15 protein-coding genes and 2 pseudogenes are annotated in these 20,785 nt (G+C 66.0%); 10 read left to right on the top strand and 7 right to left on the bottom strand.

Annotated elements, in window-relative coordinates; translation table 11 throughout:
• Positions 1–259: 259 nt before the first annotated feature.
• Positions 260–958, top strand: coding sequence for a class I SAM-dependent methyltransferase (locus MSIMFI_RS25220; protein WP_224770425.1), 699 nt, complete (start codon positions 260–262; stop codon positions 956–958).
• Positions 959–1,000: 42 nt separating this feature from the next.
• Here MSIMFI_RS25220 and MSIMFI_RS25215 read toward each other — a convergent pair whose 3' ends face one another.
• Positions 1,001–1,438 carry a hypothetical protein gene (locus MSIMFI_RS25215; RefSeq protein ID WP_191499637.1) on the bottom strand — a complete coding sequence of 146 codons (438 nt, stop codon included), beginning with the start codon at positions 1,436–1,438 and terminating at the stop codon, positions 1,001–1,003.
• A gap of 82 nt (positions 1,439–1,520) precedes the next feature.
• Between MSIMFI_RS25215 and MSIMFI_RS25210 the strand changes: the two genes are divergently transcribed.
• From MSIMFI_RS25210 to MSIMFI_RS25180, 7 genes and pseudogenes are all read left to right on the top strand, one after another.
• Positions 1,521–2,366: a patatin-like phospholipase family protein gene (locus MSIMFI_RS25210; RefSeq protein ID WP_191499636.1), complete on the top strand. Its 846-nt coding sequence runs from the start codon at positions 1,521–1,523 to the stop codon at positions 2,364–2,366.
• 59 nt (positions 2,367–2,425) lie between these two features.
• The gene (locus MSIMFI_RS25205) at positions 2,426–4,003 is read left to right on the top strand and encodes a purple acid phosphatase family protein (RefSeq protein ID WP_191499635.1); all 1,578 of its coding nucleotides are present in this window, start codon (positions 2,426–2,428) and stop codon (positions 4,001–4,003) included.
• A 388-nt stretch (positions 4,004–4,391) separates the two neighbouring features.
• Positions 4,392–5,417 carry a polyprenyl synthetase family protein gene (locus tag MSIMFI_RS25200; RefSeq protein WP_191499634.1) on the top strand — a complete coding sequence of 342 codons (1,026 nt, stop codon included), beginning with the start codon at positions 4,392–4,394 and terminating at the stop codon, positions 5,415–5,417.
• On the top strand, positions 5,414–6,697 hold the full coding sequence (locus MSIMFI_RS25195; RefSeq protein ID WP_191499633.1) for a hypothetical protein: 1,284 nt from the start codon (positions 5,414–5,416) through the stop codon (positions 6,695–6,697). Before MSIMFI_RS25200 ends, MSIMFI_RS25195 begins: the two co-directional genes overlap by 4 nt.
• Positions 6,694–7,710, top strand: a complete 1,017-nt coding sequence (locus MSIMFI_RS25190) for a fatty acid desaturase (RefSeq protein WP_191499632.1) — start codon at positions 6,694–6,696, stop codon at positions 7,708–7,710. Before MSIMFI_RS25195 ends, MSIMFI_RS25190 begins: the two co-directional genes overlap by 4 nt.
• Complete coding sequence (locus MSIMFI_RS25185; RefSeq protein WP_191499631.1) at positions 7,701–8,522, top strand: methyltransferase family protein; 822 nt, start codon at positions 7,701–7,703, stop codon at positions 8,520–8,522. The genes MSIMFI_RS25190 and MSIMFI_RS25185 overlap by 10 nt, the downstream gene beginning before the upstream one ends.
• A pseudogene (locus MSIMFI_RS25180) lies at positions 8,509–11,358 on the top strand (MMPL/RND family transporter); the annotation flags it as partial. The gene MSIMFI_RS25185 and the pseudogene MSIMFI_RS25180, both read left to right, overlap by 14 nt.
• A 28-nt stretch (positions 11,359–11,386) precedes the next feature.
• Here the strand turns inward: MSIMFI_RS25180 and MSIMFI_RS25175 are convergent.
• From MSIMFI_RS25175 to MSIMFI_RS25160, 4 genes are all read right to left on the bottom strand, one after another.
• On the bottom strand, positions 11,387–12,409 hold the full coding sequence (locus MSIMFI_RS25175) for an Rv2578c family radical SAM protein (protein WP_191499630.1): 1,023 nt from the start codon (positions 12,407–12,409) through the stop codon (positions 11,387–11,389).
• Positions 12,410–12,459: 50 nt separating this feature from the next.
• Positions 12,460–13,812, bottom strand: coding sequence for an HNH endonuclease signature motif containing protein (locus tag MSIMFI_RS25170; protein WP_191499629.1), 1,353 nt, complete (start codon positions 13,810–13,812; stop codon positions 12,460–12,462).
• Between the two features lie 88 nt (positions 13,813–13,900).
• On the bottom strand, positions 13,901–15,163 hold the full coding sequence (gene hisS / locus MSIMFI_RS25165; RefSeq protein ID WP_191499628.1) for a histidine--tRNA ligase: 1,263 nt from the start codon (positions 15,161–15,163) through the stop codon (positions 13,901–13,903).
• Positions 15,160–15,834: an MBL fold metallo-hydrolase gene (locus tag MSIMFI_RS25160; protein ID WP_191499627.1), complete on the bottom strand. Its 675-nt coding sequence runs from the start codon at positions 15,832–15,834 to the stop codon at positions 15,160–15,162. Before MSIMFI_RS25160 ends, hisS begins: the two co-directional genes overlap by 4 nt.
• 65 nt (positions 15,835–15,899) lie before the next feature.
• Here MSIMFI_RS25160 and MSIMFI_RS25155 point away from each other — a divergent pair, with 65 nt between their 5' ends.
• Both MSIMFI_RS25155 and MSIMFI_RS29860 read left to right on the top strand, forming a co-directional pair.
• Positions 15,900–16,778: a peptidylprolyl isomerase gene (locus MSIMFI_RS25155; protein WP_191499626.1), complete on the top strand. Its 879-nt coding sequence runs from the start codon at positions 15,900–15,902 to the stop codon at positions 16,776–16,778.
• A 181-nt stretch (positions 16,779–16,959) separates the two neighbouring features.
• Positions 16,960–17,599 (top strand): annotated as a pseudogene (locus tag MSIMFI_RS29860) (PE family protein); the annotation flags it as partial.
• A gap of 218 nt (positions 17,600–17,817) precedes the next feature.
• Here MSIMFI_RS29860 and MSIMFI_RS25145 read toward each other — a convergent pair.
• Both MSIMFI_RS25145 and MSIMFI_RS25140 read right to left on the bottom strand, forming a co-directional pair.
• The gene (locus MSIMFI_RS25145) at positions 17,818–20,196 is read right to left on the bottom strand and encodes a RelA/SpoT family protein (protein ID WP_191499624.1); all 2,379 of its coding nucleotides are present in this window, start codon (positions 20,194–20,196) and stop codon (positions 17,818–17,820) included.
• 43 nt (positions 20,197–20,239) lie between these two features.
• Complete coding sequence (locus MSIMFI_RS25140) at positions 20,240–20,782, bottom strand: adenine phosphoribosyltransferase (RefSeq protein ID WP_186242705.1); 543 nt, start codon at positions 20,780–20,782, stop codon at positions 20,240–20,242.
• Positions 20,783–20,785 lie beyond the last annotated feature (3 nt).

Below are 20,785 nucleotides of genomic sequence, written 5' to 3'. Positions count from 1 at the left end.
CGTCGAAACATAACGATCATTTGATTGATTACCGCGGACGACGCGGAACAAAAGAGCGATGCGGAACAAAAGTTGAGGAGGCGGACATGTCCCACGAGATCTTGTTCAACGCAGACGAAACGACGTACTCGTTGATCTCATTCATCGTCGACGACATCGCGGATTGAGAACGAATCACCCGGGTCGGCCTCGCCGGCCCGCGTGATTCGCGCGGCCACCGAAGTTCTCTCCCAGGCCACATTGATGGCAGGTGGATGGCATGATGCCCATCAACATGGACGAGCACCCGGTGAGCCCGGCAGCCAGCCCGGTAGCGAAAGATGGCAGCCTGATCGAGATCTATCGTCGGGTGCCGGGGACGGCCGAGGTCGACATCATCGCGGCGCTGCTCGAGCCGAGCAGCACGGTGTTGGACCTCGGAGCCGGCGCCGGGCGGATCGCCGACCCGCTGGCCGAACTCGGCCACCAAGTTACCGCGGTGGACGACTCGACCGACATGCTCGCCCATGTTCAGCACGCCCGCACCATCCGATCCAGCATCGAGAAGTTGCGACTAGGCGAGAAATTCGACGCCGTCCTGCTGTGCAGCAGTCTGCTCAACTATCCGGGTACGGAATTGCGCCGCGACATGTTGGCCACAGTCGCACACCATCTCAAGCCGACCGGAAAAGCCATCATCCAGTGGAGATCACCGCATTGGTTCACCCAATGGCCGCGGGGCACCTACCACCGGACCGTAGGCACGATGCGCCAGACCATGACCATCCTCACCAACGAGGCCGGGTTTGTCGCTGGCGAATTCACAATGGAGGACGACGAAGGCAAGCTGACCCAACAGTTTCAAGCGCATCGGGTCAGCGGCGAGGAACTCAAATCCCTACTCGACCAGGTCGGCCTGCGGCTGGACACCGACGATCCGGAAGCCAACGAATGGCTCGAAGCATCACTGGCGCACTGACTGGTATGTGACCTGGTATATGACGCTGTCCGATCGCGCCGGCTACCAGGGCCGCGTCGAGCACGTCACGCCGGTGGTGGCGTTTTGTGTCACTCCCACCGGGCCGTCGACGGCGATTTCGCAATGCAGTCCGGCAACCGCACCCGAGCTAAAATCGGGCATTTTGCCCCCGCCGCTGGCGGCGACGAACGCCCACTGGTTCGGGTTAGCCAGTGTGGCGGTGTAAACCAACGGCTGGTCGGGAGTGAACGCCGTCTGCACGGTGCTCAGGTACTGCGACGAGTTGGCGTTGAAGGCCGCTTGGCTGGGCGGGTCGCTGTTGATGTACCGGACGTTGCCGGTGAGGTTGCCGGTGCTGGTGATCGTGTAGGTCACCTGGTGGCCGGCCGGATCCGCATGTGCAGCCGCGGGAGTGAGCACGAAGGTTCCCGCAACCACCAAAGCCCAGACTGCGCTTGCCATTGTTCGCACGTTCGTCATATCGAAAACGCTACCGGATTCGTTACCCGCCGAATTTGACGCAAAAGTCCCTAACGATGCACCCAATCCTTACGATGCGCTTGTGCCCACAGCATTCGTGTTGTCCGGGGGCGCCAGCCTCGGCGCGATTCACGTTGGGATGCTGCTCGCCCTGGCCGACGAAGGGATAACTCCGGACCTCATCGTCGGCACGTCCGTTGGTGCGGTCAACGGCGGCTGGATCGCGTCGCGGCCCGATGCCGCCGGAATTCGCGGGCTCGCCGACCTGTGGATCTCGTTGACGCGCAAAGACATCTTCCCCACCCACCCGATCGCAGGGGCGCTGGGGATGCTCGGTCGCCGGACGCACCTGGTACCCAACAGCGGTTTGCGCCGGGTGCTGGCGGACAACCTTGAATTCACCCGACTCGAGGATGCACCGATCCCGCTGCATGTCGTGGCCACCGACGTGGTATCGGGCACCGATGTTCTGCTGTCGTCAGGAAACGCGGTCGACGCTATCGCGGCCAGCGCGGCCATCCCCGGCGTATTTCCTCCGGTGAGCATCGACGGGCGCGACTTCATGGACGGCGGCGTCGTGAACAACACCCCGGTGTCGCATGCCGTCGCGCTTGGCGCCGACCGAGTCTGGGTGCTGCCGACCGGCTACTCGTGCGACCTACCCGCGTCACCAAAGACGGCAATGAACATGGCGCTGCACGCGATGACCATTGCCGTCAATCATCGCCTCGCGGTCGACGTCGCCCGCTTTGAGCAAGCCGTCGACCTGCGCGTTATCCGGCCGCTCTGTCCAGTGGCCATCTCCGGGGTGGACTTCTCGCACGCCGCATCGTTGATCGAGCGCTCGCATGCGGCGACCCGCTCCTGGTTGGCCGCCAACCCTCCGGCGGTTGGCCAGGCCGAATTGCTGGAGCCGCATCGCCATTAGGGCCCACCGAGCCGGGGGCCGTTTACCGCCGGGTAAACCGGCGCCGGTATGAAGGACAGGTGAGCGACGTCAACCCGATCATCAGCCGCCGGAGGTTGCTGACGACGGGCGCCGCGTCCGCCATTGTTGGCACGGGAGTCGGAGTGGGCGGGGCTTCGCTGTTGTGGTCGCAGCCACGCGGACCCGCGGTCTGGTACCAGCCCGATCGAAGTGGCGCGCCGCCGGTAGGCGGTCTGCATCTGCAATTCGGCCGCAACGCCAGCACCGAGGTCGTGGTGTCTTGGCATACCACCGAAGCCGTCCGCAATCCGCGCGTGATGCTGGGCGCGCCGACGTCGGGCTTTGGTCGGACCATCACGGCCGAAACCCGAACCTACCGGGATGCGAAGTCCAACACAGAGATTCGCGTCAACCACGCCCGCTTGACCAACCTGACCCCGGACACCGACTATGTGTATGCCGCTGTGCACGACGGCACTAACCCGGAGCTGGGAACCGTACGGACCGCGCCGTTAGGGCGAAAGCCACTGCGATTTACCAGCTTTGGCGATCAAGGTACCCCGTCTCTAGGCAAGTTGGTCGACGGCAAATATGTCAGCGACAGCAATGGGACACCCGGGTCCGGCGATACCACGATCGCGATCGAACGGATGGCTCCGCTGTTCAACCTGGTCAACGGGGACCTGTGCTACGCCAACCTCGCGCAGGACCGGATACGCACCTGGTCGGACTGGTTCGACAACAACACCCGCTCGGCGCGTTATCGGCCATGGATGCCGGCGGCGGGCAACCACGAGAATGAATTGGGTAACGGGCCAATCGGTTACGGCGCCTACCAGACCTACTTCGCCGTACCTGATTCGGGATCCAGGCAGGAACTGCGTGGCCTGTGGTACTCGTTTACCGCCGGCTCAGTCCGCGTTATCAGTTTGAACAACGATGACGTGTGCTACCAGGACGGCGGCAATTCCTACGTGCATGGGTACTCCGCAGGCGAGCAAAAGCGTTGGCTGCAAGCCGAACTCGCTGAAGCGCGGCGCGACCCGTCGGTCGACTGGGTCGTCGTCTGCATGCATCAAACGGCAATCTCAACCGGCGAACGCGGCAACTCCAACGGTGCCGATCTCGGGATCCGCCAGGAATGGCTGCCGCTGTTCGACCAGTTCGGGGTCGATCTGGTGGTCTGCGGCCACGAACACCACTACGAACGATCACATCCATTGCGCGGAACGCTGGATACCGCAACCCGAACGCCGATGCCCGCCGACACCCGCACCGACCTTGTCGACGCCACGCGGGGAACGGTCCACCTCGTGATCGGCGGTGGCGGGACAGCCAATCCCACCAACGCATTGCTGTTCGCTCAGCCCCGATGCCGCGTGATCACCGGCGTCGGCGATGTCGACCCCGCGACCGGACGCAGACCATCGATCCGCGTGGTGGAGGATGCACCGTGGTCGGCGTTCCGCGACCGCGATAATCCATACGGCTTCGGGGTTTTCGATGTCGACCCGGGTCAGCCGGGCGGCAACACATCGATCAAGGCTACGTACTACGCGGTGACTGGGCCGTTCGGCGGAGTGACGATGATCGATCAGTTCACCCTGACCAAACCGCGCGGCGGTACGTCTGGTTAGGCCACAAGAGGATTGACGGGCCGATCGCGTTGTGGCCCTAAGTAATTCGACGTACCGACCGGTGAGGAGCCTGTTCCGCGACGCGCTAGGCCCCCGACGGGGGGACATCGGGCTACTCCCATCGGTGGACCACATTTCCGACCGATCGTGGGATGGCGACTCCTCCGGGCCGCATGCACCATGGAACAGATACCCGATGTTGCCCAACGCTGCTGGTTAACGGCGCGTAGCACATCAGGTGCTGTTCTAATCAGGGGGAGGAGAAGACGCTTTCGTTCCTTATCTTCGTCGCCGGCGAAGTCGCCATGTGGAGATCTGGAACACCTGACCGTCCAGGTAGGTAGCAGTGCCCAGACTGCGCCATAGGGTGCCCAAGCGTTAACCCATCATGCACACGACAGCCAAACAGCACGCCCACGCGGCCACGTTGGACCCGGCGACGTTGGCGGCCGACTCCGTCGCCGATCAATTGGCCCTCGTAGCCGATCGGCTGCACGAAATCCTCATCACTGGCGGCGCTTTCGACGCCATCTACCGCCATGTCCTCGCGGCCCCCGGCAAGCGGATCCGGGCCGGCCTGGGGCTGGCCTGTACCCGCCTGCTGCCAATGGCCGCCGCTGTGCCGCTGTTCGACGCCGTCGACCTGGCTTGTGCGATCGAGATGTTCCATGAGGCATCGCTGATGCACGACGACGTCTGTGACGGGTCGCTGCAACGGCGCGACGCGGCGTCGGTGCCGGCCGCGTTCGGCGTCCGGGTCGCCGCGCGGGCCGGATTTCATCTGGCGGGCACCGCTTTACAGATACTCGCTCGGGTGTTGTCCGACAACCCGGCGGTGTTCGCGCGACTCGGCGATGCGGCCGGCGTCAGCTACCTCGACCGGCTCTCGGACCTGTCCTTCGGCCAGCTCGTCGAGACCCTGCCACCGGCCATCAACGCGTCCGCCCTGCGCCGGCACTATCGACTCGTGGCCGGCGCGAAGACCGGCACCCTGTTTCGGTTGGCCTGCTCGTACGGCGGCACGGCGGGCGGCGTAGACCCGGATCGGCTGCGCGCCCTGATGCGGTACGCCGACCAACTCGCCTTGGCATTCCAGATCATGGACGACGTGCGCGACGTCGAGGGTGGCGCCGTGCTGGGCAAGAAGGCCTGCGGCGACCTCGAGCGGCGGATCCCGACCTGGCCGGTGATCGAATGGCTGGCCATGCGGCCGGGCGCTCGTGAGATGTGGTTCTCGGGGCAGACATCTAGCGCCGCACTGCAGGCCGACCTGGTGCACAGTGGAGCCACCCGGGCAGCCCGCGCCGTCGCTATCGAGGCCGCCGAGAACGCCAGCCGGACGTTGGGCGTGTTTCCGCCCTCGCCTGCGCGTGAGCACCTGCACGAACTGTCGGTGCGGGTGGTCTCTCGATGAGCGGCTGGCGGATCGGCACCCTGGCGTACGGGCTGCGGCAGCTGCGCCGCGGACCAGGCCTTGCCGCGATGCGGGCGGCACGGTCACCGGATCAGCTGGCCCGACGGGCGCTGGTTCCTGCGGGCCGGAACCTGGGCATCGCAATCGGCTTCCTACCCGCGCACCTACGGGCGGAGGCCACCGCCGCCCTGCTGGCCTGCCGGGTGCTCGACGCCTACGAAGACCTCATCGACCGCCAGCGAGCCACAGACGCCGTACTGGCGGCGGCGAGCTATCTGAGCGGAGCCGCCGACTCCCCTCCACCGCCGCCCTGCGCGGTCGCCGTCCGCGACAGTGAAGCCGTCGACCTGGTGCTGGCCGCACGCATCCGCGACGTTCGGGCGATGCTGTCGGCGCTGCCCTGCGAGGGACAGCAACGGGTAGGCCAGCTGCTGGTCGACCTCGGCCGCGTGATGGCCCGCAACCTCGAGGCACCGCTGCCGCGGACCGGCTACGGCGAGGGCGTGCTCGGGCGGGTGGCGCGCTACGCCTGCTCGCTGGTCGCCGAAGGTGCCTTCACGGAGGCGGATTGGGCCGATCTGACCGAGCTGGCCGGATGCGTCGGCGTCGCCGCCCAACTGGCCAACGACTTGCGCGACGGCGAGCTGGCGCTCTACGACACCGGCGACCGTGCGGAATTGACGCGTGCGGTGATGCTGCGGCTGCTGGTCCCCGCGCTGGGCAGCTTCGCCCTGCTGGCCCGTCTCGGCCCGCGCACACCCAGCCGCGGCGCCCGGACGGCGATGGCCTACATGACCATCACAACGACCGCCTTCTTGTGCCGCGCGGTTGGGGCACCCGCGCCCTACCGTCGCCGGCTGCGGCTGGGTGCGGCCGTGCTGGCCGCCCGCTCACCCGTGCACTGGTCCGCGATGCTGCAGCGTGTGCGGCGTGCCGCCGACGGGGCGGTCCACCGGCTGCTCGACGCGTCGTCGGATCTCGCTGTACCCGGGTCGGCCCCGGCTGCGGAGGTACTCGGTCTGGGCGACTCTGGCGCGCTGCCACCCTCGATGGCGCCGCTGATCGTCGACGTCACCTTCGCCCTTGTGGCGGCCCTGCCGGAAGAACCGCTGAGCGGCAAGCTGCCCGGCCATGACAAGCGCCGGATGATGATCGCCGATCATCTCGCCTTCGGCGCCGTGGAGCGATTGCGCCCCCGTGACACCGAATCGATGAACGCCCTCGCCACACAATTCCAACTCGCTGCCCTCGACACCACTAGCCCGGGAATCTACCCATGACAACCGCTTCAACCGTCCCCGGCACCGCGACACTCGACGCGTCCGCCCATCAAATGCCGTTCAGCCGCCGGGTACTCAAGCTCGAACACCCGGCGAATGTCGGTCCGCTGCTGCACATCGCGTGCTGGATCGGCCTGCTGGCCTTCGGCCTGTTCGTGCCGGCCGCCACGAACTGGTATCTGGCGGTGCCGCTGATCGCAACGCTGTCGCTGCTCAACTTCTCGGTCACCATCGGCGTCCTGCACATGCACACCCATCGACCGCTGTTCGTCTCGCGGCGGGCCAACCGCGTGGTCGACCTGCTGTGCTGCATGCCCGCCGCGCTGACGGCAGCCGACATGCACGAGGTGCACGTCATCAACCACCACCGATTCGATGACGGGCCGGGAGACATTACCTCCACGCAGGGGCGCGAACGAGGGCTGCGCGCCGTCTGGTACTGGATGCGGTACAGCTCCATCGTCAAGAACCACACCGCGCGAACGGTTTTCGCAGCCAACCCGTCGGCGAGTCGGCGAAAGCGGCGTTACCAGTTCATATTCGACTTCACGCTGATCTGCGCGCTGATCTGGACCACCTTTTTCACCACCGACCCCGTCCGGTTCACGCTCTTCTACTGGATCCCCTTCCTGGTGACCCAGGCAACCTCCGGGTACTTCGCCTGGCTGACCCACGCCCCGGCTCGAGCGTTCGACAATGACCCGAGCAAATCGTTGAACACGGTGGGCAACTGGCTCAATTTCTTCATCTTCAATCAGGGCTACCACAGCGTGCACCACCGCTATCCCGGCATCCACTGGAGCCAGATCCCCGACAAGCTGGACTTCATGCGGCAAGTCGAGCCCGACGTCATCGTGCCGTACTGGATGACCCTCACCTCGGCCTGGCGCTTGTTCGTGCCGGGAGGCTTCCTCGACGCGCCCCACGGCGAGCGGTGGAAGGCCAAACTAGAGAAGCGAATTGAGCAGGGTACCGTCCGCTCCCGCTACCTCCCGTGGTTCGCATGGATCTGATCACCTCGCACCAGGTGCGGGGCCTGCTGTCGGACCGTCGCCGGCTCGTGCCGTTCCTGCTGGCCTTCGCCGGATACGCCTTCGCCGGGGTGACCGTGCCGCTGTTGCTGCTGTTCGCCGGGAGCTGGTGGCTGCCCAAGTCGGTCGACGTGGGTAGCCATCTGCCGACCGGGCCTTCGGTTGTGGTCGACGTGTTGCTACTGGCGCTGTTCGGCCTGCAGCACTCCGGCATGGCGCGGCCCGCGGTCAAGGCTTTCGTTGCCCGCCGGGCGCCCCAAGCCCTTGAGCGCACGGTCTACATCGTCGTGACCTGCCTGGCTGTTTGGGTGCTCTGCCTAGGCTGGCAGCCACTGCCGCAGCGGATCTGGGCGGCCGACGGCATCTTCGCTAGGGTTCTCGACGCCGGGTTCTGGTTGGGCTTCGTATTGGTCTACGTGGCCACCTTGCTGCTGAATCACTTCCGCTTACTCGGCATCAGTCAGGCCTACCGCCGCTACGTGATCGGGTCTGCGGACACCTCCGCTGACCGGCTGCAAGTACACGGGCCCTACCGCCTGGTGCGCCATCCGCTGATGACCGGCCTCTTGCTCTGCTTCTGGTGCGCGAGCACGTTCACAGTCGGGCATCTGCTGTGGGCGGCGGGATTGACGGGCTACATCCTGCTGGGCACGTTCTTAGAGGAACGTGACCTGGTCGCTCGGTTTGGCGCGGCCTACCGCAGCTACGCCACCCAGGTGCCCGCCTTCATCCCGTCGGTGCTCCGAGTAGTGCGCCGCCGCCCAGTTTGGCTGGTCCACGATGGTCTCGCTTGACCAGCAGCGTCGCGGTCCGTGGGACGCAGTCGCACGGTTCGCCAGCCGCTACGCGTTGGTCGTCATCGGACTCTGGATCGTTGCCGCCGGGCTGGGCACTCTCTTGGTGCCACCGGTGGAGAGCACGGCCCGGGTCCATGCCCGAGGGTTCCTCCCCCCGGACGCGCCGGTGAATATCGCGGGCGCCCGAATGGGCGCACAATTCCGTGACGGGGCGGGGGCCAACCTCAACTACCTGGTGCTGGAAAGCGACCACCGGCTCGGCCCGCCCGAGCGCGCCTTCCACGACCAGCTGTTGGCCAAACTTCGTGCCGATCACGCGCATGTGGAGTCGGCCACGGACCTGTGGTCAGACCCGGTGACCGCCCGGGCCGCGCTGAGCGACGACGGCAAGGCTGCGTACACCATGCTGCGGCTAACGGGGGATCTTGGGGCCGGACGGGCGAACGCAGCATTGGATGAGGTGCGGCGAATCGTCGCGAGCCAGCCCGCTCCACCTGGGCTGCATGCGTACGTCACCGGCCCAGGTGCGACCATTGCCGACGAACTCAGCGCGGTTGACCGGCAAATGCTCCTGATGACCTGCGTGACAGTCGTTCTCATCGCCCTGCTGCTCCTGGCGGTGTACCGTTCGGTGACCACCGCCGCGATTCCACTACTGACTGTGGGACTCGCCCTTGGGGTGGCCCGATCGATAGTCTCCATCCTTGGCGAGCGCGACGTGTTCGAAGTATCCATCTTCTCGGTGGCGCTGCTGGGCGCCGTGGTGCTCGGCGGAGCCACCGACTATGGAATCTTTCTGATCGGGCGCTATCACGAGGCGCGGCGCGACGGCGCTAGCCACGAGCGGGCGCTGTGCGCCGCGAATCGCAGCGTCGCGCCGGTTATCGTGGCCTCTGCACTCACCGTCGCCGCAGCCCTGTCGTGCCTGACATTTGCCAAAGTCGGGATGTTACGCAGCGCCGGGTTACCTTGTGCCATAGGAATTCTCACCGGGATGCTGGCATCACTTACCTTGTTGCCGGCCCTGATTGCCCTCGCGGGGCGATACGGCCTCGCGCAACCGCGCCGACTGAACCCGCGGACTGTGCGCCGCTGGCGGCGCGTGGGCACAATGGTGGCGCGATGGCCAGGCCCCCCGCTCGTGGCCTCGGCTCTCGTGCTGGCGATCTGTGCGTTCCCCCTCGCCGGGTTGCGGCTCGGGTTCGACGAGCTTGCCGCGCAACCAGATTCGACGCATGCTAACCGGGGCTATCAAGCCATGGACCGCCACTTCCCGCCGAATCGGCTGCTGCCGGAGGTCGTGTCCATCCAGGCCGATCACGATCTGCGCAATCCCGCTGGCGTCATCGCCGTCGAGCGAGTGACCCGCAAGCTCATGGAGATCCCGGGGCTCACCATGGTCCAATCCGCTTCCCGCCCAGCGGGTTCGGTTCCCGAGCAGGCCACGTTCAGCAGCCAGGCGGGAGCAATTGGCGACCAGCTCGACGACGGGATTGCCAAACTGGACGAGCGCCTTACCGCGGTCAACCGGCTTGCACCGATTCTCACCCAGTTCTCGACGGCGCTATCGCGGCTGCAGGTGGGGCTATCGAGTGGCGTGAACGGCCTGGGCGATCTCAATTCCGATGCTGACCTCATGGGATCCGGAATGCGGCAGCTCCAGGACACTGTGGTGCAGGTGTCCAGCAACCTGGACCCACTACGGGATTTCACCAACGGCAATCCCAATTGCCCGAACGACCCGATCTGCTCACTGGTGCTCAAGATCGTCGAACCGATGGATTCCCTTGTAGCGGCGACGGATTCACTCACAAAGGGCGCATCAGGATTGAGCGTGAGCACGTCTGGCATTGCCAAGGCACTTGCCAATGCCGACCAATCGGTAGGAACAATGCGCACCCTCGTGGCGCAGCTCAGCTCGATGACCGCACAACTCACCGAGGCCGTCGGAGATACCCGCACCACGTTCTCCGGTCTCACCGAATACCTCCGAGACGTACGGCGCGACTTCCAGGGCAGCGGCGAGGGTGGGTACTACCTGCCGCAACGAGCCTGGGATGACCCTGGCTTCCGACGAGCGGCCGACCTGTACTTCGCTCCAGGTGGCCAGGTGACACGGATCTTGGTTTATGGGGACGGAAAGGTTTTCGGTGCCGACGGTGCCCGCAGGTCGCCGCAAATCGTCACGGCTGTGCACGAGGCAACAAAGGAAGGCACCCTCGCGAGAAGCACCGTGGATATCACCGGTTTTGGGACCGGGACCGCCGAGTTGCGCGGGTACGTCAGCAACGACTTCCTGTCACTGGCCGCGGTGGCGCTCGCGTTGGTGTTCCTCATCGTGCTCGTGATGCTGCGAAGTCCGGTCGCCGCGGCGGCGGTGATCGGAACGGTCGTCGCATCGTACCTATCGGCGTTGGGTATCAGCACTCTCATCTGGCGTGACGTGCTGGGCCGAGATCTGCATTGGGCCGTGCCGTCTATGGCCCTCATCGCGCTGGTGGCGGTGGGCGCCGACTACAACCTCCTGCTGACCATGCGCATGCGCGAAGAGGCGTTTTCCCAGACGCGAGGCCGGACGGGATTGCGCACTGCGATGATCCGCGCCTTCGGGGGCACCGGTGGTGTGGTCACCACCGCGGGAATCGTCTTCGGAATCACCATGTTGGCGATGCTGTCCAGCGATGTGCTCGCCATCGAGCAGGTCGGCTCCACCATTGGGGCCGGGCTCATCATCGACACGCTTGTGGTGCGCACCTTCATGGTGCCCGGCATTGCAGGGCTGCTGGGCCGGTGGTTCTGGTGGTCGCCGCCGGCTTTCCTGCTCGGACCGCTGGCCAAGCGGCGCGCCGACGTACTACCACTCAAAACAAGGTGGGCTGGCTGGGCGTTGCCGCCGCTGCATTCACCGGCGGCGCCGGGCGATGATCGGCTGCCAGCCGATAGTTTGCAATCAGCGGCGCCACCCGCTGCCGCAACATCTCGCGGTAGCTGGGCGGCAGATATGCTCCGCGCCGGTACATTTCGCGGTACTTGGCGACGAGTTCGGGATGCGCGCGCGCCAGCCAGGACATGAACCAGCCGCGCGTCGAACCCCGTAGATGCAGGCCGAACACCGTCACCCCGGTGGCACCGGCGGCGGCGATCTGGCCAATCAGCCGATCGAGGTGCTCGATTGAGTCAGTGAGATATGGCAGCACCGGCGCGACCATCACGTGACAGTCCAGGCCGGCGTTGCGGATCGCCTTGATCAGCCCTAGACGCGCCTGCGGTGTCGGCGTGCCGGGCTCGACGTCGCGGTGCAGCTTTGCGTCGGCTACGGCGAGCGATACCGCCACCGACACCGAGACCTGTTGCGCCGCACCGGCGATCAGCGGCAGGTCGCGGCGCAGCAGGGTTCCCTTGGTCAAGATGGAGAACGGCGTACCGGATCCGGCGAGCGCACCGATGATGCCTGGCATCAGCGCGTAACGACCCTCGGCGCGCTGGTACGGGTCGGTGTTAGTGCCCAGTGCCACGGTCTCACGCCGCCAGGATGGCCGTCGTAGCTCGCGGTGCAGGACTTCGGCGACGTTGGTCTTGACGACGATCTGGGTGTCGAAGTCGTGGCCTGGATTGAAGTCCAGGTATTCGTGGGTGGGACGGGCGAAGCAGTAGCGGCAGGCGTGCGAGCAGCCGCGATAGCCGTTGACCGTGTATCGAAACGGTAGGGCGGCCACGTCGGGAATCTTGTTCAGCGCGGACTTGCACAGCACCTCGTGGAAGGTGATGCCTTCGAAATGCGGGACGCGGACACTTCGTACAAAACCGATCCGTTGCAAGCCCGGTAGCGCTCCGTCGTCGACGGGAACTCCGTCGACTGCGACGGCCTGACCAGCCCAGCGCATACTTTCTATTCGAACAATAGTTCGATAACATGTCAAGCTGTGCCGGCCCCTCATGGGTCGTCGCCCGCTAGCAGATCCTCGGGATGGTGGAAAGTGTTCGTTCGCGGTTGTCCGCGGTCGAGGTGGGGTGGCGGAGTCCATTCGGTGTCGCTGTTGGCGTTTTTGCGGGTGGTCCAGCCCTTTTCTGCCAGCGGGTGATGGCTGCCGCAGGCCAGGGTGAGGTCGTTGACGTCGGTGGTACCGCACTGCGCGTAGGGGGTGCAGTGGTGCACCTGGCAGTAGTAGCCCGGCACATCGCAGCCCGGTGCGGTGCAGCCACGTTCCTTGGCGTACAAGACAATTCGCTGTCCCGGTGATGCCAGCCGCTTCGTGTGATACAACGCGATCGCTTTGCCCTTGTCGAAGATCGCTAAGTAATGGTGCGCGTGGCGGCCCAGGCGGATCACCTCGCTCATGGGCAAGAGGGTGCCCCCGCCGGTCAGGCCCCGGCCGGCGGCTTTTTCCAGCTCTTGCAGCGTGGTGGTCACAATGATCGAGGCCGGTAGCCCGTTGTGCTGACCCAGCTCCCCTGAGGCCAGCAACGCTCGTAGCCCGGCCAGCAGGCCGTCATGGATTCTTTGGGCCTGGCTGCGGGTGTCGCGGCGCACCGCCTCCTCCGAGGCCTGCCCGTCCACGCACGGCGTCTCATCGGCGGGGTTGCACATGCCCGGGGCGGCCAGCTTGGCCAACACGGCTTCCAGGGTGGCCCGCAGCTCGGGGGTGAGCAGCCCGCTAAGGCGTGACATGCCGTCGAATCCCTGGTTACCGATGGTGATCCCGCGCCGGCGGGCCCGGTCGTCGTCGGTGTAGGTGCCATCGGGGTTGAGGCAATCCATGAGCACCCGGGCGTATTTGGCCACCTGGTCGGGCCGATACAGGCTGGCCTTGTGTGCCAGGTCGGCTTCGGCGGCCTCGCGGGTGAACAGGTCCACCGCGTCGGGCAACCGCTTAAAGAACCCGCGGATCACCTTGACATGCTCCCCGCCGAGCAGCCCATCCCGCTGCGCCCTAGCGGTACCGGACAGCCGCGGCGGCAACGGCTCACCCGTCAACGCCCGCCGCTGGCCGAGGTCTTCGGCTTCGGCGATGCGCCGGCTGGCTTCTTTCTTGGTGATGCGCAGCCGCTCGGCCAACGCCGCAGGCAACTTTCCCCCCAGCTCTTCCTCGCTGGATTGTTCGGCGAGCTGGTTGATCAACGCGTGCCCGGGCACCGGCAGCCGCCGCGCGATCCGTTCCAGTCGTTCCAGCAACGCTAACCGCTCCGGGGTGGTCAACACCTCAAACGTCAACCCACACAACCGATCCAGCCCGGCATCGAGCGCGTCGAAGACCTCAACGATCTCCTCACGCGTACCCGAACCCATGCCCGCATACTATGAGCACCCACCGACAGAAATCCTCGCGCTGAAACCACTGAAACTAAAGTGACACAAGTGATTTCGCAATTGCCCGCTACGCACTCAACAGCGAAAGCACCTCAGTAACAACCGAATCCAAAGGAACCGACACCTGCTCGCCGGTCGCCAGATTCTTCACGCCAACACTGCCGGCCTCGAGGTCACGATCGCCGGCGACCAGCGCCAGCCGGGCCCCGGATCGGTCGGCGGCGCGCATAGCCCCTTTGAGCCCGCGGTCACCGTAGGCCAGGTCAACCCGCAAACCGGCGGCCCGCAACTGCCCCGCCAGCACCGCCAGCCGCAGCTTGGCCGCCTCACTCAGCGGCACCCCGAACACGTCGCAGCGGGTCGTCTCCCCCACGCTCTTGCCCTCGGCCCGCAGCGCGAGCAGCGTCCGGTCCACCCCCAACCCGAACCCAATGCCTGAAAGGTCTTGCCCGCCAAGCTGACGCATCAGACCGTCGTACCGGCCGCCACCGCCAATCCCCGACTGCGCCCCCAACCCGTCGTGCACGAACTCAAATGTGGTCTTGGTGTAGTAATCAAGCCCGCGCACCATCCGCGGGTTGATTACGTACGGCACCCCGAGTGCATCCAGATGGGCCAGCACGGTGTCGAAATGCTGCTTGGCGCTATCGGAGAGATGATCGAGCAGCACCGGCGCCTCGGCCGTCAGCGCACGTACCTCCGGGCGCTTGTCGTCGAGCACCCGCAGCGGGTTGAGTTGCGCGCGGCGCCGCGTCTCTTCGTCAAGCGAGAGCCCAAATAGGAATTCCTGTAACAGTTCTCGGTACTGCGGTCGGCAGCTGTCATCGCCCAGCGAGGTAATTTCCAAACGAAACCCGTTGAGCCCCAGGGAGCGAAAGCCGGTGTCGGCAACCGCGATCACTTCGGCGTCCAGCGCCGGATCGTCGACGCCGATCGCCTCGACGCCGACCTGCTGCAACTGGCGATACCGACCGGCCTGCGGGCGCTCGTAGCGGAAAAACGGGCCCGAGTAGCACAGCTTCACCGGCAGCGCGCCGCGGTCCAGGCCATGTTCGATAACGGCACGCACCACCCCTGCGGTGCCCTCGGGACGCAGCGTCACCGAACGGTCACCGCGGTCGGCGAACGTGTACATCTCCTTGGACACCACGTCGGTGGATTCGCCCACGCCGCGGGCGAACAGGGCGGTGTCCTCGAAGATCGGCAGCTCGATGTGGCCGTAGCCGGCGCGACGGGCAACCCCAAGCAGCCCGTCACGCACCGCAACAAACTGCTCCGAGTCGGGCGGCACGTAGTCCGGGACGCCCTTGGGTGCGCTGAACTGCGTCACGGGCTCAGGCCCTCGAGGAACGGGTTGAACCGGCGTTCGGCGCCGATGGTGGTCGAGTCGCCATGCCCGGGTAGTACCACGGTCTTGTCGTCGAGCACCAACAATTTATCGACGATAGAGCGCAGCAGGTCCCGGCCGCTGCCGCCGAAAAGATCGGAACGGCCAATCGAGCGCTCAAACAGGGTGTCACCGGAGAACACGACGTCGGCGTCGTTCTTGGCGGCCTGAAGAATCCGGAAGCACACCGACCCGCGCGTGTGTCCCGGTGTGTGGTCGACGTTGACGGAAATGCCGCCGAGGTCGATCTTGTCGCCGTCACGATCCAGCTCGACGATCTGTTTGGGCTCGCGGAAGAACGCGCCCGCAACCAGCTGCGCCACTCGCGGGCCCATGCCGTAGATCGGGTCTTTCAGCATGAACCGATCCTCGGGATGGATGTAGGTGGGGCAGCCGAAGGTGTCCGAGACCTTCTGCGCCGACCACATGTGGTCGATGTGCCCATGCGTGATCAGCACCGCCGCCGGAGTCAGCCGGTTCTTGTCCAAGATCTGTCGCAGCGGGCCCATCGCACGCTGGCCCGGGTCGACGATGATGGCGTCGCTGCCAGGCCGTTCGGCGAGCACATAGCAGTTGCACTGCAGCAACCCGGCGGGAAATCCGGTGATCAACACGGTTCCCAGTTTCCCAGCTGCCCACCCGGCTCGCCGCACCGGGCGGCCATGGGAAGATATCGGCCGTGCCGACCAATGCTCAGCGACGTGCCACAGCCAAACGCAAACTCGAGCGGCAACTGGAGCGCCGCGCCAAGCAAGCCAAACGTCGTCGCATCCTGACGATCGTCGGCGGCGCGGGCGCTGCCGTAGCCGTGATCGTCGCGGTGGTGGTCACTGTGGTCATCAACAAGGATGACCACAAGAACAAGCCCGCGGCGTCCCCCAGCAGCTCGGCCTCGACCAGTCCCCCGCAAACCCCGCCCGTCGCGCCGATGCCGCCGTTCCAGCCGTCGGCCAACGTCGGCGCCAACTGCCAATACCCGCCGTCGCCGGACAAGGCCGTCAAACCGGTCAAGCCGCCGCGGACCGGCAAGGTGCCTACCGAACCGGCTCAGGTGAGCGTCAGCATGGTGACCAACCAGGGCAAGGTCGGCATCATGCTGGCCAACAACGAATCCCCTTGCACGGTAAACAGTTTCGCCAGCCTGGCGAACCAAGGGTTTTTCAACGACACCAAATGTCACCGGCTGACCACCTCGCCCACGCTGGCGGTATTGCAATGTGGCGACCCGAAGGGCGACGGCACCGGCGGCCCCGGCTATCAGTTCGCCAACGAGTATCCGACCGATCAGTACCCGCCGAATGATCCCAAGCTGAACGAGCCGGTCCTGTATCCGCGCGGCACGCTGGCGATGGCCAACGCCGGGCCGAACACCAATAGCAGCCAGTTCTTCATGGTCTACCGGGACTCGCAGCTGCCGCCGGAGTACACGGTGTTCGGCACCATTCAGGCCGACGGGCTGGCCACCCTGGACAAGATCGCCCAGGCGGGCGTGGCCGGGGGCGGCGAGGACGGCCCGCCCGCCCCCGAAGTCATCATCAAGCCCGTGCTGCTCGACTGAGTTCGGGCGAGCAGACGCGAAAGCCCCCTTTTCGGCACAAAAAAAGGGCCTTTCGCGTCTGCTCGCCGGGAAAGTTGGGCATTCCGGGCCCTTCACAGGCTCCCAATACCTACCTTTACTGGCACGGACCTCGACTTCCTCGCCATCGCACACAGCGTCGGCATGAAACGGCAGGTGGCTGGTGTCATTGCTGAACGTGATACCCGAGCTGCTGGTGGCGGCGGCAACGGATGTTGCAGGAATCGGTTCGACGATGAATGCGGCGAATGCCGCAGCAGCCACCCGCACCGCAGGCTTGCTGCCAGCGGCCGCGGACGAGGTGTCGACGACCATCGCAGCGCTGTTTGAGGCGCACGCCTGGGAGTACCAGCTGCTCAGCACCCGGGCGGCTGCGTATCACGACGAGTTTGTGCGGACCTTGACCGACAGCGCGGGTGCCTATGGCGAGGCCGAAGCGGCCAATGCAGAACAGGTGATACTGAATGCGGTCAACGCGCCCACGTTGACGTTGTTTGGCCGACCGCTGATCGGCAACGGCGCTGACGGAACCTCGCCCGGGCAGGCCGGCGGGGCCGGCGGGTTGCTGTACGGCAATGGTGGCAATGGAATGGCCGGTATCAATCCGGGGGTGGCCGGCGGCGCCGGCGGCGTTGCGGGGCTGATCGGGACCGGTGGCAGTGGCGGTGCCGGTGGAGCGGGTGCGGCCGGTGGTGCGGGCGGCAACGGCGGGTTGTTGTTCGGGCACCGGAGGCATGGGCGCCAAGGGCCCGCCTTTCGGCGGCCCCGGCGGCACCGGAGGCACCGGAGGCAGAGGCGGAGACGGCGGCACCAAGTTCTCCGGGGGCTTGATCATCCCCGGCGGCACCGGCGGCGGCGGTGGCAGCGGCGGCCCCCCCGACGGGATCTTCGGCGGCGTCGGCGGCACCGCCGGAACTGGCGGAATCGGCGCCTCGTAGGTCCGGCCGAGCAGACGCGAAAGCCCCCTTTTCGGCACGAAAATGGGGGCTTTCGCGTCTGCTCGCCGGGAAAGTCGGGAACGTTAGGCCGCTGACGTCACGCGGTAGACGTCGTAGACGCCTTCGACGTTGCGCACCACGTTGAGCAGATGCCCCAGATGCTTCGGGTCGCCCATCTCGAAAGTGAACCGGCTGATCGCCACCCGGTCACCCGAGGTGGTGACGGACGCGGACAGGATGTTGACCTTCTCGTCGGCCAGCACCCGCGTCACGTCCGACAGCAGCCGGTGCCGGTCGAGCGCCTCAACCTGGATCGCGACCAGGAACACCGACGACGGCGACGGCGCCCACAGCACCTCGATAATGCGCTCGGCCTGCTGCTGGAGCGACGCGGCGTTGGTGCAGTCGGTGCGGTGCACACTGACCCCGCCGCCGCGGGTGACGAATCCCATGATCTGGTCGCCCGGCACCGGCGTGCAGCATTTGGCCAGCTTGGTCAGCACGCCAGGGGCGCCGGGGACCGAGACCCCGACGTCGTCGGTGCTGCGCGTGCGCCGCAGCATCGTCGTCGGCGTGGACCGCTCGGCCAGTTCCTCCTCGGCCTGGTCGATGCCGCCCAGCTCCGCCAGCAGCCGCTGCACAGCGTGCCGAGCCGACACATGCCCCTCACCGATGGCGGTATACAGCGCCGACACGTCGGCGTAGTGCAGCTCGCGGGCCACGGCCGCCATGGACTCGCCATTCACCAAGCGCTGCAACGGAAGTCCGCCGCGGCGCACCTCGCGGGCCATCGCGTCCTTGCCCGCCTCCAGCGCCTCCTCACGCCGCTCCTTGGCGAACCACTGCCGGATCTTCGTCTTGGCGCGCGGCGACACCACGAACTGCTGCCAGTCCCGCGACGGCCCGGCATTGGGTGCCTTGGAGGTGAAAACCTCGACGACTTCGCCGTTTTCCAGCTTGCGCTCCAGCGCCACCAACCGGCCGTTGACCCTGGCGCCGATGCAGCGATGGCCGACCTCGGTGTGCACCGCGTAGGCGAAGTCCACCGGCGTCGAACCCGTCGGCAGCGTGATGACATCACCCTTGGGCGTGAACACGAAAATCTCTTGCACTGCAAGGTCGTAACGCAACGATTCCAGGAACTCGCCGGGATCAGCGGCCTCCCGTTGCCAGTCGAGCAGCTGACGCATCCACGCCATGTCGTCGATCTCGGCGGCGGCATGTGGATGCAGAACGCCATTGCGGCCCTTGGCTTCTTTGTAGCGCCAGTGCGCGGCGATGCCGTATTCCGCGGTGCGGTGCATGTCCCGGGTACGAATCTGGACCTCGAGCGGCTTGCCCTCCGGCCCCACCACCGTGGTGTGCAGTGACTGGTACACACCGTATCTGGGCTGGGCGATGTAGTCCTTGAACCGCCCCGCCATCGGCTGCCACAGCGAATGCACCACACCCACAGCGGCATAGCAGTCGCGGATCTCGTCGCAAAGGATACGAATGCCGACCAGGTCGTGGATGTCGTCGAAATCGCGTCCCTTGACGATCATCTTCTGATAGATCGACCAGTAGTGCTTGGGCCGACCCTCCACGGTCGCTTTGATTTTCGACGCGCTCAGGGTGGCGATGATCTCGGCACGGACCTTGGCCAGGTAGGTGTCGCGAGACGGCGCGCGGCCGGCGACCAGCCGCACGATCTCCTCGTACTTCTTGGGGTGCAGGATCGCGAACGACAGGTCTTCCAGCTCCCACTTGACGCTGGCCATGCCCAGCCGATGCGCAAGGGGCGCAATGACTTCCAACGTCTCGCGCGCCTTGCGGGCCTGCTTCTCCGGCGGCAGGAAGCGCATGGTGCGCATGTTGTGCAGTCGGTCGGCCACCTTGATCACCAGCACTCGTGGATCGCGGGCCATCGCGGTGATCATCTTGCGGATCGTCTCGCCCTCGGCGGCGCTGCCCAGCACCACCCGGTCCAGCTTGGTCACCCCGTCAACGAGGTGGCCAACCTCCTCGCCGAACTCTTCGGACAACGCCTCCAGCGTGTAGCCGGTGTCCTCGACCGTGTCGTGCAGCAACGCGGCCACCAAAGTCGTGGTGTCCATGCCCAACTCGGCGAGAATGTTGGCCACCGCCAGCGGGTGGGTGATGTAGGGGTCACCGGAGTGGCGCAATTGGCTGGCATGCCGCTGGTCGGCGACCTCAAAGGCGCGCTGCACCATCGAAAGGTCGGCCTTGGGATAGATCTCCCGGTGCACGGCAACCAGCGGCTCGAGCACCGGATTGATGGCTCCGCTCCGGGCGGTCATCCGCCGGGCCAGCCGGGCGCGGACGCGGCGAGACGCGCTACTGGTCGTCTTTAGGGTCTCTACCGGCGGCTCGGGCGTTTCGACAATCGGCTCGACGGGCAGTGGTGCGGCTTCGCTGGGTGGCGGCGCAACAGCTTGCGTCGAACTCTGATCATCCGCCACGGTCGTCACCTCCGACCTCGAGGATATCGCGTAAGCCCGCGAACTAGACCTTGCTCAGGCTGTGCACCGGTAGCGGCGCAATCGCCTCGCGACCGCCCAGCGAGGTGAATTCCATGATCACGGCTGCCGCGGTCACGTTGGCGCCGGTGCGTTCCAGCAGCCTGGTGGCCGCGCCGAGAGTGCCTCCGGTAGCCAACACGTCGTCAACGATCACGACGCTGCGGTCGCGCAACTCGAGACTGTCCGCGGGAATCTCCATGGTGGCGGAGCCATATTCCATGTCGTAGTCCTCGCTGAGCACCGGCGGAGGCAGCTTGCCGCTCTTGCGGATCGCCAACATGCCGGTGCCTAGGCGCGCGGCGATGGCCGCCGCCACCAACAGACCGCGAGAATCGATGCCAGCCACCAGATCGGCGCCGGACGCAACGTCAGCCAGCGCGTCGATCACCGCGGACATCGCCTCGCGGTCGGCGAATAGTGGGGTGAGGTCTTTGAACTGGATGCCGGGCTTGGGGAAATCGGCGACATCCCGGGTCAGCGACGCGATCACGTCGGCAACGGGGGCGCTCCCCCTGATAGATGTCACTGC

Source organism: Mycobacterium simulans (assembly GCF_900232995.1).
Lineage (GTDB): Bacteria > Actinomycetota > Actinomycetes > Mycobacteriales > Mycobacteriaceae > Mycobacterium > Mycobacterium simulans.
Note: the sequence above shows the minus strand (reverse complement) of the source record. Positions and strands in the feature narration are given on the sequence as shown.

What these genes read in the sequence shown, in the direction of transcription:
- MSIMFI_RS25220 (WP_224770425.1), top strand. Translation starts at nt 260, where the DNA reads ATGATGCCCATCAACATGGACGAGCACCCGGTGAGCCCGGCAGCCAGC.
- MSIMFI_RS25215 (WP_191499637.1), bottom strand. Translation starts at nt 1,438, where the DNA reads ATGACGAACGTGCGAACAATGGCAAGCGCAGTCTGGGCTTTGGTGGTT.
- MSIMFI_RS25200 (WP_191499634.1), top strand. Translation starts at nt 4,392, where the DNA reads ATGCACACGACAGCCAAACAGCACGCCCACGCGGCCACGTTGGACCCG.
- MSIMFI_RS25195 (WP_191499633.1), top strand. Translation starts at nt 5,414, where the DNA reads ATGAGCGGCTGGCGGATCGGCACCCTGGCGTACGGGCTGCGGCAGCTG.
- MSIMFI_RS25190 (WP_191499632.1), top strand. Translation starts at nt 6,694, where the DNA reads ATGACAACCGCTTCAACCGTCCCCGGCACCGCGACACTCGACGCGTCC.
- MSIMFI_RS25185 (WP_191499631.1), top strand. Translation starts at nt 7,701, where the DNA reads ATGGATCTGATCACCTCGCACCAGGTGCGGGGCCTGCTGTCGGACCGT.
- MSIMFI_RS25175 (WP_191499630.1), bottom strand. Translation starts at nt 12,409, where the DNA reads ATGCGCTGGGCTGGTCAGGCCGTCGCAGTCGACGGAGTTCCCGTCGAC.
- MSIMFI_RS25170 (WP_191499629.1), bottom strand. Translation starts at nt 13,812, where the DNA reads ATGGGTTCGGGTACGCGTGAGGAGATCGTTGAGGTCTTCGACGCGCTC.